Here is a 15,040-nt window from a genome sequence, read left to right on the forward strand (position 1 = left end):
AAATTAAAACTCTTCCCCTTTCTTCCGCCAATTGTAATAGCCCACAATGGCTAGTGTCGCATAGCAAAAATAGAGTAGCATCGTCGGATACAAGCCCCGAAGGTAATAAAGATATACGGAAACGAGGTTTACGATTACCCAAAAAATCCAATGCTCGATAATTCGCCTTGCCAGCATCCAAGTAGCGACAATGCCTACCGACGTGGTGAACGCATCGCCTACGGGGATGGGAGAGTCCGTGAATTGATGAAGGAGATACCATAAGATGGCGAATACAACGGCCAATGTTCCGATAATCCCCACGAAAAGCGGAAGGCTCAGATGGGTGTATAGGATACGGTCGGAGGGAAGACTGTCGTTTTCCGTGTGTATCTCATGTTTCTTCCGGGTCCATTGATAGAAACCGTATATGCTGATTCCTACGTAATAGGTTTGCAATCCCATGTCCGCATAAATCTTAGCGGACAGGAAGACAAAGACATACACGAGGGAGGTGAGGAATCCCACCACCCACATGCCCTTATGTTGTTTAATCTCTAGAAAGAGATAGAGCAGACCGGTTATTACTCCGAAGTATTCTAGCCAAACCATTTTAGTAATTGATAATTGATAATTGAAAATTAAGTTAGAATTTGAAGGTGATCCTGGCCATGGCGTTCGTGCCGGCTTGGGTGAAATAACCGTCATCCTTTTTACGTGTGCCGTTTTCGATATACGAGTATACCCATGCGTTGGTCTCGTACTTCTCGTTGAAGAGGTTGTTGATAGTCACGTCTAGGGTTATTTCTTTCATGAACTTAGGCTGGAAGGCGTAACCGATACGTAGGCTATTGATAAAGTAGGGATCGATGGAACGATCCTTGCTGCTTGAATTGTCTATGTATTGGCGGCCTACTATTTGTGAGTTGAAACTTGCGATAAACCCTTTGTAAACGAAATCGAACATGCTGTTCGCTATTAGATTGGGTGAGAAAGCTATATTCGTTGTGCCTAGATCATTGATCTCTTGTCCTCCGGTATCCCAATTATCCACGTATTCCACGAAATGCTTGATTTTATTTTGGCTGAGGGTTACGTTCGCGCTCCAATTTAGCCAAGAGGTGATTTGTACACCTCCGGTAAGCTCGATACCCATTCGGTAACTATCCTTTATATTGGAAGTGAGGGCCTCGCCGATCTCGCTGATCTTGCCGGTCAGGATCAATTGGTTGTTGTAATCCATGAAATAGAGATTGGCTCCAAACCGGAAACGGTCGTTACCAAAACTATAACCGGCCTCGTAATCATATAAGGTCTCGTGGGTAGGACGTTCCTCGGGGCCTGCCTCCGTGAAATTGTCACGGTTCGGTTCCCGGTTAGCGACGGAGAAAGAGACGAAGGCGTTATGGCCATTGTTATGGAAGTTTATTCCGGCTTTCGGGTTGAAGAAGTTCCAGTTCTTACGAATGTCCAGTCCTTCCCCGGCTTTGTCATCGTTTCCCTTAATGGTGTAATGGATCCCACGGTATTGTAAGTCCAGATAGCCGGTGAAAAGAGGGGAAAGACGTTGAGTCAATTTAGCGTATGCGTTGTAGTCTAATTTCTTACCGGTATTGCGATAATATTCGTAATCCGGTTGTGGCAAGACGTTTGCGCTTTTGGTCCACATTACCCGGCCAAAATGATCGCCTACATAGTTGTTGACGGCGGTTCCCAGCGTAAGGCGGGTATTGTCACGTTGATAGTTTGCGCTATAAACGGCTCCATAGAAATAATTGTCGAGCCATTTACGGCGCACAAGGTCCGTCTTTTTTACGGTATTACCCTCCGGATCGATATATTCCGGTAGTTTATAACTGCTGAATTTGGCTTTCGATTTATAATCCTCGTAATATCCATTTCCGTCGGTGTAATGAAGGGTCAGGTTCATATTCCAGAAATCTCCGATACGCTGGCTGGCCATTAAATGGTAGTTGTGTTGCCAATAATTATCCGTCTGATTGTTATAAAACTTCTTCACTCCATCTTCCTCATATTCTCCGCATGGATTATAGCTACGATCTGTGTCAAGTAAATAAGACGGAACACCGTTCCATGCTTGATAGGTCTTCTCGCTGTTCCCGAAGGCTTGGAATTTAATCAATGTATTATCGGCATAGAAAGCGGCGGAGGCATAGTAAGAACTCATACGGGCGGAGGCACGATCGATAAAGCCGTCGCTACGGATATTGGAGTAGCGGGCGTCGAAAGCGAAATGATCGTAAAGTAATCCAGTGCCGCCTTTTACCGTATGTTTCAGCGTACCGAAAGAACCTGCTGATACGGAATATTCGCCGTAAGGCTTTAAGGACGGTTTCTCGGTCTGCATGGCGACCGTAGCGCCAAAAGCCGCAGCTCCGTTCGTAGAGGTTCCGGCGCCTCGTTGGATCTGGATCGATTCTACCGAGGAAGCTATATCGGCCATATTAGCCCAGAATACGGTATGAGACTCGGAGTCATTAACCGGTACGCCATTGATCGTGATATTGATACGGTTCGCATCTGTACCCCGGATACGAAAACCGGAGTAACCGATACCCGTTCCGGCATCCGAGGTCATGATAACAGACGGGGATTGGGAGATAAGGAATGGGATACCTTGCCCGTTGTTCCGGCTGCTTAGTTCTTGTTTGGAGATGTCGCTATAAGCTACCGGGGTCTCTTTCCCGACTTTGGTAGCGGTAATAACCACTTCATCTAAAGATACGTCTTTTGAGATTTTCAAGGAGTCGACCGGACTAGGCATTTGTGCCTTGGCGGTTGTAGCCAGCAAGGAGCCGGCCAAGATAACCAATACATTTTTCATCTTTTCATCTTTTTGCTTTAAAACTAAATAGATGAATAGAAAGGATCGGAGAAGCATGAATCCCTACGACAGCATTACCTGTACAGGTTCTATGGGTATGATCTCAGCCCGCTCCTTTCGTGAAGGATTCCGCGAGCACCCCTTCGTATTCGGCAGCAAAGATAGGCATAAAAATGTTAATAAATATTACTATCAATAGTAAATCGGATTTCTATAGATATTAATTCTGATTACTATCGATCGTAATCCGGTTTGTGTCGTATTAATTTTTTCTGCAAAAAGATGAGGATATTTTGAGAACTCATTGATTTTTTGTATATTTGCGGGCGATTAAGTGAAGTTGAGGAGGGGGCGGGTAGTCCCCTTCTTTTGTTCTTAACAGATATGTGTATGATAGAAAAGAAAGTGGTAAGCCAATTAGTAGAGGAAAAACTAGCCTCTTCAAGCAATTATTTAGTAGACGTAGTGATTAAACCGGGGAACCTGATAGTCGTTGAAATTGATAACGATGAAGCGGTAAGCATTGATGATTGCGCTGAGTTGAGCCGGTATTTGGAGGAGCATCTGGATCGTGACGTCGAGGATTATGAGCTGGAGGTTGGCTCCGCCGGCATTACTTCTCCTTTTAAGGTACTTCGCCAATACGTCAAGAACATCGGAAACGAGGTGGAGATGCTGTTGAAAAACGGCTCGAAGCTGACAGGTGTGTTGAAATCTGCCGACGAGAACGGTGTGGTTGTCTCTGTCGAGAAGAAGGTGAAACCGGAGGGCGCTAAGCGGAAGGTAACCGTGATAGAGGATGAGTCGTATACATTTGATGAAATAAAATATACAAAATACTTAATAAGATTCAAGTAAGATTATGGCCAAGAAAGAGGAAACAATCAGTATGATTGACACCCTTGCGGAGTTCAAGGAGTTGAAGAATATCGATAAAGATACGATGATTAGCGTTTTGGAAGATTCGTTCCGTAACGTGATCGCCAAGATGTTTGGCACGGATGAGAACTATGACGTGATTATCAATCCTGAGAAAGGTGATTTCGAGATCTGGAGAAACCGTACGGTTGTGGCTGATGATGAATTGGAGGATGAGAACTTGCAGCTTACGTTGACGGAGGCCCGTAAAATCGACGCCGACTGTGAGGTGGGCGAGGAAGTGACCGACGAGGTGCATTTCGCGGACTTCGGACGTCGTGCGATCTTAAACTTGCGCCAGACTTTGGCTTCAAAGATACTTGAATTGCAGAAAGACAGCTTGTACGCTAAGTATAAGGATAAAATCGGCCACATCATCGCCGCTGAGGTTTATCAGGTGTGGAAGAAAGAAATCCTGTTGCTGGATGACGATGGTAATGAGTTGCTACTGCCGAAATCCGAGCAAATCCCGACCGATTTCTATCGTAAGGGAGAGACCGTACGTGCGATCGTTCAACGTGTGGATAACTATAATAACAACCCGAAGATCCTTCTTTCCCGTACGGATAAGGTCTTCTTGCAGCGGTTGTTCGAGTTGGAGGTTCCGGAGATTAATGATGGCTTGATTACGATCAAGGCGATCGCCCGTATCCCGGGAGAGCGTGCCAAAGTGGCTGTCGAGTCATACGATGACCGTATTGACCCGGTGGGTGCTTGCGTAGGTATGAAAGGCTCTCGTATTCACGGAATCGTTCGCGAGTTGAGAAACGAGAACATTGATGTGATTAATTACACCTCAAATCTCTCTTTGTTTATCCAGCGTGCTTTAAGCCCGGCTAAGATCTCTTCTATCCGTGTAAATGAGGAAGAAAAGAAAGCTGAGGTTTATCTACGTCCGGAGGAGGTTTCTTTAGCGATCGGTAAGGGTGGTCTGAATATTAAGTTGGCTTGTATGTTGACTGAGTATACGATTGACGTATTCCGTGATATCGAAGGAGCGGACGAGGAGGATATCTACTTGGATGAGTTCTCCGACGAGATCGACAGCTGGGTGATCGACGCACTGAAGAATATAGGATGCTATACGGCGAAGAGCGTCCTTGCTATGAACCGCAATGAGATTATTGAACGTGCCGATCTGGAAGAGCAGACCGTGGACGATCTTTTAGCTATCTTATCTGCGGAATTTGAAGATGAAGGTAACGAATAAGTATTACGACAAAGTTAGATATGCCTATAAAATTAATTCAAGTACAGAGAAAATTGAACGTGGGAATCAACACGGTGGTTGAGTTCCTGCACCGGAATGGGTTCTCGGTTGAGGATAATCCCAACACGAGGATCAGTGATGAACAGTATGCTTTGCTCGTAAAAGAGTTTGGAAAGGATCTGCCTGAGAAAGATCGTAATTTTGCGGCGGATCGTGCGCAGAAAGAGGCTCCTTCTGTGAAAGAAGAGAAGACTGCGGAAATAAAGACAGTGATACCGGAAGAATTCAGGCCTAAGATCGTAATGAAGGGTCATATCGATTTGGATGGTGGACAACATAAAAAACAGCAGGAAGAGCCGAAGGCTAAAGAGGAGCCGAAGGTGAAAGAAGAGCCTAAGGTAAAGGAAGAGCCGAAAGTGAAGGAAGCGCCTGCCGCTCCCGCTGCTCAAGCTCCTGTTAAACCCGCGCAGCCTGCGCAGGCTCCCACGGAGAAAAAAGAAGAAAAAGTTATAGTAGTGGAAGTGGAAAAAGAAAAAACCGTAGAGAAGCAACCGGTTGTTGCGGAACCTAAGGTGGAAAGTGTGAAACCGGAACAGGAAGTAGAGAAGACCGAGGAAAAAGACGATAATCTTTTCCGTTTGAACTCGGTTAAATTGGAATCAAAGATCAAGGTAACCGGTAAGATTGACTTGGATGCGCTTAACCAATCGACTCGTCCGAAGAAGAAAACGAAGGAGGAGAAGCGGAAAGAGCGTGATGAGAAGCAAAAGTTTAATAACAATCGGCCGGGTAATAATAGCAACGGTCCGGGCGCTCCTCATAAGAGTCCGAATTCGCCTACTTTGATTAAACCGAACGCTCCTGCTAAACCGGGTGAGGAAGGTGACGCTAAGAAGAAGCGTAAACGTATCAAGAAAGATCGAGTAGACGTGAATAATACGCCGGGTACGAATTATCCGCGCCCGAATCGTGACGATCGTCCGAATAACGACCGTAAGCCTCGCTTGAAGAAGCCGGTGAAAGCGGAAGTTAGCGAAGAGGATGTTCAAAAGCAGATCAAGGAGACTTTGGCTCGCTTGACCAACAAGAATAATAAGAATAATAAGGGGGCTAAATACCGTCGTGATAAACGTGACGCCGCTGTGAAACGTGAGCACGAGTTGATGGAACAGGAAGAACTGGAAAGCAAGGTATTGAAGCTGACCGAGTTCGTTACGGCCAACGACTTGGCGAACATGATGGACGTATCTGTAACGGAGGTTATCGGTACTTGCATGAGCATCGGCCTTATGGTTTCGATCAATCAGCGCCTGGATGCGGAGACGATCAATATCGTGGCTGAGGAGTTCGGTTATAAGACTGAATATGTAAGCGCGGATGTTGTCGAGGCGATCAACGCTGATGAGGAAGATGATAACGAGGAGGATTGGGTAGCCCGTCCGCCTATCGTAACGGTGATGGGACACGTTGACCATGGTAAGACTTCTTTATTGGATAATATCCGTAGCGCGAACGTAATCGCTGGTGAGGCCGGTGGTATCACGCAGCATATCGGAGCCTACAACGTGAAGTTGCAGAATGGCCGCCGTATCACGTTCTTGGATACTCCGGGTCATGAGGCGTTTACCGCTATGCGTGCCCGTGGCGCGAAGGTGACGGATATCGCGATTATTATCGTGGCCGCTGATGATAACGTGATGCCTCAGACGATTGAGGCGATTAATCACGCTTCGGCTGCCGGCGTTCCTATTGTTTTCGCTATTAATAAAATCGATAAGCCACATGCTAATCCTGAGAAGATCAAGGAGGAGTTGGCGAATATGAATTACTTGGTGGAAGACTGGGGGGGTAAGTACCAGAGTCAAGAGATCTCCGCTAAGAAAGGTATCGGTGTCGAGGAGTTGTTGGAGAAGGTCTTGTTGGAGGCCGACCTGTTGGATTTGAAAGCGAATCCGAAAAAACGTGCGGTTGGTTCTATCATCGAGTCTTCTTTGGACAAGGGACGTGGCTATGTATCTACCATATTGGTGGAGAACGGTACGTTGAAGATGGGAGATATCGTTTTGGCGGGAACTCATCAAGGACGTATCAAAGCGATGTTCAACGAGCGTAATCAACGGGTGGAGAAGGCTGGTCCTTCCGAGCCGGTATTGATTCTCGGTTTGAACGGTGCTCCTCAGGCCGGTGATACATTTAATGTATTGGAGACTGAGCAAGAGGCGCGTGAGATCGCTAACCGTCGTGAGCAATTGCAGCGTGAGTTAGGTCTTCGTACGCAGAAGATGCTTACCTTGGATGATATCGGACGTCGTATCGCCGTGGGTAATTTCCAAGAGTTGAACGTGATCGTGAAGGGTGACGTGGATGGTTCCGTAGAGGCATTGTCCGACTCCTTGATCCGTTTGTCTACAGAGGAGATTCAGGTGAACGTAATTCACAAGGCGGTTGGCCAGATTTCCGAGTCGGATGTGGTTTTGGCGGCGGCTTCGAACGCTATCATTATCGGATTCCAAGTTCGTCCGTCTTTGCAAGCGCGTAGAAACGCCGAGAAGGAAGGTGTAGAGATCCGTTTGTACTCTATCATCTACGATGCGATCGAGGAGGTGAAGAGCGCTATGGAAGGCATGCTTTCTCCGGAGATCAAGGAGGAGATTACCGCTTATGTGGAAGTTCAGCAGGTATTCAAGATCACCAAGGTCGGTACGGTTGCCGGATGTATGGTTAAGGAAGGCAAGATCAAGCGTACGAACAAGATCCGCTTGATACGTGACGGTATCGTGATCTATGCCGGCGAGCTAGGCTCTTTGAAACGTTTCAAGGACGATGCGAAAGAGGTCGTGGCTGGCTTGGATTGCGGTTTGAATATTACGAACTTCAACGATATCCAAGTAGGCGATATGATCGAGGCTTACGAAGAGACAGAAATTAAGAAGACGTTATAACGATGAACTGGTTGGACATTACATTGCTATGTCTGGCAGGGATAGGATTTGTGAAAGGCCTGTTTGATGGAATCATCAAACAGGTTGTTTCGCTTATAGCCCTAGTGATCGCGATCTTTTTCTGCGGGAAAGCGGCGGCTTGGCTGAAAGGATATATCTTGGCGTTGGGTTGGTTTCCGGAAGAAGGGGTTACGATCTTGAGTTATATAGCGGGTTTTATCTTGATTATGGGGGTATTTATCCTAGCGGGTGAACTGGTTACCAAGGTGGTAGGGGCGACACCGTTGAGTGTTATCAACCATTTGTTTGGTGGTTTTTTCGGGTTGTTGGTCGTTTTGGTCTTTACCAGTTTGCTGTTGAACGCGCTGGAGTTCGTGGATCGCGGATCGGTCTTGATTCATCGCCAATCAAAGATAGAATCTCGTTTTTATTATAGCGTGAAGCAAATAGTACCAACAATTTTCCCACATAATTTGTTTTCATTAGGAGAATGAAGGGCTTTTATCAATGGTTAATTTTTAATTATGCAGGATTCAAATCATATAATTAATGAGGTAACGAGCGGAGATTATAAATATGGCTTCGTTACCGATATTGATACGGAGGTGATCCATCGTGGATTAGACGAGGAGACGGTCCGTATTATCTCTGCCAAGAAGAACGAGCCGGAATGGTTACTCGAGTTCCGTTTGAAGGCTTTTCGCCATTGGCAGACGTTGGAGATGCCTACATGGCCTCACTTGAATATCCCGCCGATCGATTATCAGGACATTATCTATTATGCCGCCCCTAAGAAAAAAGAGGGACCAAAGAGCTTGGATGAGGTAGATCCTGAGTTGTTGAAAACATTCGATAAACTGGGTATTCCTTTGGAAGAACAGAAGCATTTAAGCGGAATGGCGGTAGATGCCGTGATGGATAGTGTTTCCGTGAAGACTACTTTCAAGGAGAATCTCGCGGAGAAGGGGATTATTTTCTGTTCGTTCAGCGAGGCTGTACAACATCATCCGGACTTGGTGCAGAAATATTTGGGCAGCGTGGTTAGTTATCGTGATAATTTCTTCGCCGCCTTGAATTCGGCCGTGTTCTCGGACGGTTCGTTTGTTTATATACCGAAGGGCGTACGTTGCCCGATGGAGTTGAGTACGTATTTCCGTATCAATGCCGCTAATACCGGACAGTTCGAGCGTACCTTGATTGTCGCTGACGATGAGGCGTATGTAAGTTATCTGGAAGGATGTACGGCACCGATGCGTGACGAGAACCAATTGCATGCCGCTATCGTGGAGATCGTGGCGAACGAGCGTGCTGAGGTGAAGTATTCTACCGTACAGAACTGGTATCCGGGTGATAAGGAAGGTAAAGGCGGTATCTATAACTTCGTGACGAAACGAGGTTTGTGCAAAGGTGAGGGTAGCAAGATCTCTTGGACGCAAGTAGAGACCGGTTCGGCGATCACTTGGAAATATCCTAGCTGTATCTTGGCGGGTGATAACTCGGTAGGTGAGTTTTACTCGGTTGCCGTGACCAATAATTACCAACAGGCCGATACGGGTACGAAGATGATCCATCTGGGTAAGAATACGAAAAGTACGATCGTATCCAAGGGTATCTCTGCCGGTCATAGCCAGAATAGCTATCGGGGATTGGTAAAGGTGTCCGCCCGTGCGGAAGGCGCCCGTAACCATAGCCAATGCGATAGTTTGTTACTAAGCTCTACTTGTGGAGCTCATACGTTCCCTTACGCTGATATTCAGAATGAGACGGCGATCGTGGAGCATGAGGCTACGACGAGTAAGATCAGCGAGGAGCAATTGTTCTACTGCCAGCAACGGGGTATCTCGGTAGAAGAGGCTGTCGGTTTGATCGTGAATGGATATGCCCGTGAGGTAATGAATAAGTTACCGATGGAGTTCGCCGTCGAGGCTCAGAAATTACTAACGATCTCGCTGGAAGGCAGCGTAGGATAGAATAATTTTCAATTTTCAACTTTCAATTTTCAATTAGAAAAGATGTTAGAGGTTAAGAATTTACATGCCAACGTAAATGGCAAAGAGATATTGAAAGGTATCAACCTGTCGGTGAAAGCGGGTGAGGTACATGCTATCATGGGACCGAACGGTTCCGGAAAAAGTACGTTAAGTAGTGTATTGGTAGGTAATCCCGCTTTTGAGGTAACGGAAGGAGAGGTTATCTTCAACGGTAAGAATCTGCTGGATCTTTCTCCCGAGGATCGTAGCCGTGAGGGTATTTTCTTGAGCTTCCAATATCCGGTCGAGATCCCGGGAGTTAGTATGGTGAACTTTATGCGTGCGGCGTTGAACGAGCACCGTAAATATAACGGTCTGGAACCGGTTTCGGCTACGGACTTCTTGAAATTGATGCGTGAGAAACGTGCGATCGTCGAGCTGGATAATAAACTGGCCAGCCGTAGCGTGAACGAAGGTTTCTCCGGTGGAGAGAAAAAGCGGAACGAGATCTTCCAGATGGCGATGCTGGAGCCGAAATTGGCGATCTTGGATGAGACGGATAGTGGTTTGGATATCGATGCCTTGCGTATCGTAGCGCATGGCGTGAACCAGTTGAGGACTCCGGAGAATGCCGCTATCGTAATCACGCACTATCAGCGTCTGCTGGATTACATCAAGCCGGATGTGGTTCATGTGCTTTACAAAGGCCGTATCGTGAAGACCGCCGGTCCGGAATTGGCCTTGGAACTGGAAGAGAAAGGTTACGACTGGATCAAGAAAGAGATGGGAGATGAGTAATATGAAGGCCGAGCAACAATATATCGATCTTTTCGCCCAATGTGAGGATCTGGTATGTCGTCATAGTACGCCGGTGATGAATGCCCTTAGGGCTGATGCCTTGGCGAACTTTGAGCGACTCGGATTCCCCTCCACGAGAAGCGAGGATTATAAATATACGGATGTAGCCCAAGCGTTCGCTCCGGATTACGGTTTGAATATCAACCGGGTCGCTATCCCGGTGAATCCTTATGACGTGTTCCGTTGTGACGTGCCGAACTTAAGCACGTCGTTATACTTTGTCGTGAACGATACGTTTTACGATAAGGAATTGCCAAAAGCGCATTTGCCGGAAGGCGTGTATGCTGGAGGGTTGAAGGCTTTTACGGAGCAATATCCGAAGATCGCTTCCAAGTATTACGGAAAGGCGGCGCCGAGTAGCAAGGATGGTATTATCGCGTTGAATACGATGTTAACCCAAGATGGTTTCGTGGTGTATGTACCGAAAAATGTCGTGGTTGAGCGTCCTATCCAATTGGTGAATATTTTCCGTAGCGATGTGGATACGATGGCGAACCGTCGTGTTCTGGTGATTATGGAACCTCATTCGGAAGCGAAGCTATTGGTTTGCGATCATAGTATCGACGACGTGAAATTCTTGGCGACTCAAGTGGTTGAGATTTTCGCGGAGGAAGGTGCTCGCTTTGATTATTATGATTTGGAAGAAAGCAGCGAGTCTACGACCCGTTTCTCTTCCGTACACGTAAAGCAGGCGGCTTCGACCAATGTCTTGGTAAACGGCATTACGTTGACGAATGGCTTGACTCGCAACAATTATTACGTGGAACTGAATGGCGAGTATGCCGAGTCTACCTTATGCGGTATGTCCGTTCTGGACAAGGAGCAACAGATGGATACCTATAGCCATATCACCCATGCGGTTCCGAATTGTACCAGCAACGAGCTGTTCAAGAATGTACTGAATGATCATGCCGTAGGTGTCTTTAGCGGACGTATCTTGGTGAAAGAGGATGCCCAGAAGACCGCCGCTTACCAGACGAACCGTAATCTGTGCGCTACCCGTGAGGCCCGTATGTACAGTAAGCCGCAATTGGAGATTTACGCGGACGACGTAAAATGCTCGCACGGTATGACGACCGGTCAGTTAGATGAGAACGCTTTGTTCTATATGCAAAGCCGCGGTATCCTGCGTGACGAGGCCCGTATGTTATTGAGCGTGGCTTTCACTTCCGACGTGATCGACCATGTACGCTTGGAGGCGTTGAAAGACCGTTTGCATAAACTGGTAGAGAAACGTTTCCGCGGTGAACTGGCTAAATGCGCCGGTTGCCGGATTTGTAAATAATCGCGAATAAGAAGAAAACAGTAATCAGACATGGATTATCCCGACGATAATGTAGGGAACCATGTCTGATTTTTTTATATCTTTGGCAGTGACAAATTAAAACCTCCAACTTATGCAGTTAACACACATCGCCCTGTGGACGAATCATTTGGAACGTTTACGGGATTTTTATGTAAAATACTTCAACGGTAAGAGTAATGAGAAATATGTGAATCCAAAGAAAGGGTTCGCTTCTTATTTTGTCTCTTTCGAGAGTGGTCCTGCTTTAGAGATTATGCAACGGCAAGATATCTCCGATACCTACGACAAGGATCATATCGGCTTGGCTCATCTGGCTTTTCATGCGGATACGAAGGAGCAAGTGGATCAAATGATCGAACGTTTCCGGATGGATGGATACACGATCGCCGGTGAGACCCGCACTTCCGGGGATGGTTACTATGAGGGTGTAATCCGAGATCCTGACGGAAATATAGTAGAGATCGTCGTGGGCGGGGAGCCGGAGATACAAGTAGCTTTATTTCCTCCTTATGAGTTACTGCTGGAAGCCGATCCGGATCGGGAGAAAGTAGAGGCTTACCTAAAGGATTCGGATTGCTTTATCGCTACGGTACGAAATTCCGTTGCCGGCGTGATCGTGGTTCGCAAGGAGGAGGGTGGCAAGGCGGAGATCATGAATCTTGCCGTGGCGGATATCTTCCGTCGGCGAGGAATCGCCCGGAAACTATTACGGCATGTATCTAATAAATGGGCTCCGGCTCAAGATGTCGAGCTTTTGCGTATTTGCACCGGAACCTCAGCCGCCGGCCCGATGATGCTTTATCAACAGGAAGGCTTTGACTTGGTAGCCGTAGATCGCGATTATTTCGTACGGAACTATGCCGAGCCTATCTGGGAGAACGGCATTCAATGCAGGCATCAATTGATTCTTGAAAAGAGATTAAAATAGTATATATGAAAAGAAAATCGGGAGGTTTAAGAGGCCTCCCGATTTAATTATTAGTAATCTATAAATAGGTCCCCGAATGAAAAATCATCGGGGCTAATGGTATCACATTTCCAGCACGAAGATCCCTTTTGGTGCCAAGGATAATTCGTCTCCCAATGGAATCTCCTTTCCGGTTAATATCTCTTTTCCGGAGGTTTTACCTCGCAATACTTCCGCATAGCGGGCCAACGGGAGGTTCACCTCCTTATCGCTGCCATTCATCAAGACCAATACGCTCCGGCCATCCAGACTGCGCTCGTAAACATAGACACCTTGGTTCACCATGAAATGTTTCATCTTGCCCTTAGCGATGATATCGTTGCCCTTGCGCCATTTCAATAAAGTCCGGAGGAAATTCCATGCGTCATTTTGCACCTCGCTGCGACCGGATGCCTCGAATTGATTCACCTTGTCGCCGGGCCAGCCACCGGGAACATCCAAGCGGATATATCCGTCTCCCTTCTCCTTGGTGCCATTCATCAGCAACTCCTGCCCGTAATAGAGCTGGGGAATACCGGGGATCGTCAACAAGAATGTCACCCCTTGCTTGAACGCGTACAAATCATCGACAGACTTAGGCATGGAGGGAAGAAAACGATCCGTATCATGGTTCTCCAAGAAACGCAATACGTTATAGATATCGGGATATACATAATCATAACACATATGCTCGAAGATCGTGTGCAAGCCTCCGGAATACCCAGTCTCCTCATGGAACGCCTTACTCGCGATACCCATCAAGCGGAAATCCATTACCGATTTCAGCTCGGTATCCTGCCCGAAGTTCAACCGGCTGCCTTTCTGCCAATAAGCGGAACCGATCGTGTAGTTCATCCACGCCTCGCCTACGATGTTATACTCCGGATACTCGTTCATGACCTCCGTACACCAATTCCGCATCATGTCCACGTCGGCATACGGATACGTATCTTGACGGATACCATCCACGCCGCAATACTCGATCCACCAGATAGAGTTCTGGATAAGGTATTTGGCTACATGTGGGTTCTTTTGGTTCAAGTCCGGCATGCTCGGGACAAACCAGCCGTTCAGCATCGTCTCCTTATCATAATCCGACACGTAAGGATCGAAATAAGCCTCTTTATCGTGGTTGGTCTGCACGTAGTTATCGAGATTATTAAACCAGTCGTGGCTAGGGATATCTTTCATCCAAGGATGATCGCTTCCACAATGGTTGAAGATCATATCCATTACGACACGCATGCCCCGCTCGTGTGTCTTCTCGATCAAGCGGACGTAATCCTCGTTCGTGCCGAAGCGTGGGTCTACCCGATAATAATCCGTCGTGGCATATCCGTGATAAGAGCCTCCCTCCATATCATTCTCCAATACCGGGTTCAGCCAGATAGCGGTAACGCCCAGATCTTCGATATAATCCAAATGCTGTTCGATACCGGCCAAGTCACCTCCGTGACGGGCGTTCGGGCTGTTACGGTCTACCTTATAAGCGGTGCGCATCGGGATCTGATCGTTCGAGGGATCTCCGTTCGCGAAACGATCCGGCATGATGAGATAAAGCACGTCGGAAGAGTCAAACCCCTTGATCCGATCGGCGTTCGGTTTACGGGCCTTCAACTCATACGAGTAATTGAAACTCTTTTTGTCCTTCGTGAACGTGATATCAAACCTGCCGGGCTTGGCCTTTTCCACGTCCAGATAGATCAATAGGTAATTCGGGCTTTCCAACGCTACCGAGCTTTTCAACTGTACGCCGGGATATTTCACGCTAGGGAGATATCCGGCGATATCCTTACCATACACCATCAGCTGGAGTTCCGGGTTCTTCATACCGCTCCACCAGAAGGCCGGCTCGATTTTAAGGTTATCGGCAGAAAGCGTACTGGAAGCGAAAAGGGCCAGTAAAAGGCTCAAGAATAAATGTCTGTTCATGATATATGTTTATCCTTAATTCCGCAACACTATTATAAAATATTTTTTTTAAGTACCTGAGCAACAAAAAGTTGCTCAGGATTTTGCCATGTCAGAGGATTCACTTAACTTAGTGTTGCAAAAAAATAATCAAA

At 47.0% G+C, this 15,040-nt stretch carries 11 protein-coding genes and 1 riboswitch; of the genes, 8 read left to right on the top strand and 3 right to left on the bottom strand.

Annotated features, from left to right (window positions below; translation table 11 throughout):
* Positions 1-3 precede the first annotated feature (3 nt).
* Together pnuC and NBH16_RS13780 are read right to left on the bottom strand one after the other, a co-directional pair.
* On the bottom strand, positions 4-591 hold the full coding sequence (gene pnuC, locus NBH16_RS13775) for a nicotinamide riboside transporter PnuC (protein WP_008777886.1): 588 nt from the start codon (positions 589-591) through the stop codon (positions 4-6).
* A 34-nt stretch (positions 592-625) separates the two neighbouring features.
* Complete coding sequence (locus tag NBH16_RS13780) at positions 626-2,824, bottom strand: TonB-dependent receptor (protein ID WP_005867583.1); 2,199 nt, start codon at positions 2,822-2,824, stop codon at positions 626-628.
* Positions 2,825-2,866: 42 nt separating this feature from the next.
* Positions 2,867-2,977, bottom strand: a riboswitch (TPP riboswitch).
* Between the two features lie 237 nt (positions 2,978-3,214).
* Between NBH16_RS13780 and rimP the strand changes: the two genes are divergently transcribed.
* From rimP to NBH16_RS13820, 8 genes are all read left to right on the top strand, one after another.
* Positions 3,215-3,682 (top strand): ribosome assembly cofactor RimP, encoded by a 468-nt coding sequence (gene rimP, locus NBH16_RS13785; RefSeq protein WP_005867585.1) that lies wholly within the window; start codon positions 3,215-3,217, stop codon positions 3,680-3,682.
* Between the two features lie 4 nt (positions 3,683-3,686).
* Complete coding sequence (gene nusA, locus NBH16_RS13790) at positions 3,687-4,952, top strand: transcription termination factor NusA (protein ID WP_005867586.1); 1,266 nt, start codon at positions 3,687-3,689, stop codon at positions 4,950-4,952.
* A gap of 20 nt (positions 4,953-4,972) precedes the next feature.
* A complete protein-coding gene (gene infB, locus NBH16_RS13795) occupies positions 4,973-7,894 on the top strand; it encodes a translation initiation factor IF-2 (protein ID WP_008772780.1) in 2,922 nt (973 codons plus the stop codon).
* Positions 7,895-7,896: 2 nt separating this feature from the next.
* Positions 7,897-8,388, top strand: a complete 492-nt coding sequence (locus tag NBH16_RS13800; protein ID WP_005859392.1) for a CvpA family protein — start codon at positions 7,897-7,899, stop codon at positions 8,386-8,388.
* Positions 8,389-8,418: 30 nt separating this feature from the next.
* Positions 8,419-9,864, top strand: a complete 1,446-nt coding sequence (sufB, locus tag NBH16_RS13805; RefSeq protein WP_121961527.1) for a Fe-S cluster assembly protein SufB — start codon at positions 8,419-8,421, stop codon at positions 9,862-9,864.
* 42 nt (positions 9,865-9,906) lie between these two features.
* Positions 9,907-10,662: a Fe-S cluster assembly ATPase SufC gene (gene sufC, locus NBH16_RS13810; protein WP_005859388.1), complete on the top strand. Its 756-nt coding sequence runs from the start codon at positions 9,907-9,909 to the stop codon at positions 10,660-10,662.
* Positions 10,655-12,007 carry a Fe-S cluster assembly protein SufD gene (gene sufD / locus NBH16_RS13815; RefSeq protein ID WP_122382474.1) on the top strand — a complete coding sequence of 451 codons (1,353 nt, stop codon included), beginning with the start codon at positions 10,655-10,657 and terminating at the stop codon, positions 12,005-12,007. Before sufC ends, sufD begins: the two co-directional genes overlap by 8 nt.
* A 112-nt stretch (positions 12,008-12,119) precedes the next feature.
* Positions 12,120-12,956: a GNAT family N-acetyltransferase gene (locus NBH16_RS13820; RefSeq protein ID WP_122382473.1), complete on the top strand. Its 837-nt coding sequence runs from the start codon at positions 12,120-12,122 to the stop codon at positions 12,954-12,956.
* Positions 12,957-13,058: 102 nt separating this feature from the next.
* Here the strand turns inward: NBH16_RS13820 and NBH16_RS13825 are convergent, their stop codons facing one another.
* Complete coding sequence (locus tag NBH16_RS13825; protein WP_008772777.1) at positions 13,059-14,906, bottom strand: glycoside hydrolase family 13 protein; 1,848 nt, start codon at positions 14,904-14,906, stop codon at positions 13,059-13,061.
* Positions 14,907-15,040: the final 134 nt, after the last annotated feature.

The organism is Parabacteroides sp. Y3-G-102 (genome assembly GCF_023656845.1).
GTDB lineage: Bacteria > Bacteroidota > Bacteroidia > Bacteroidales > Tannerellaceae > Parabacteroides > Parabacteroides distasonis.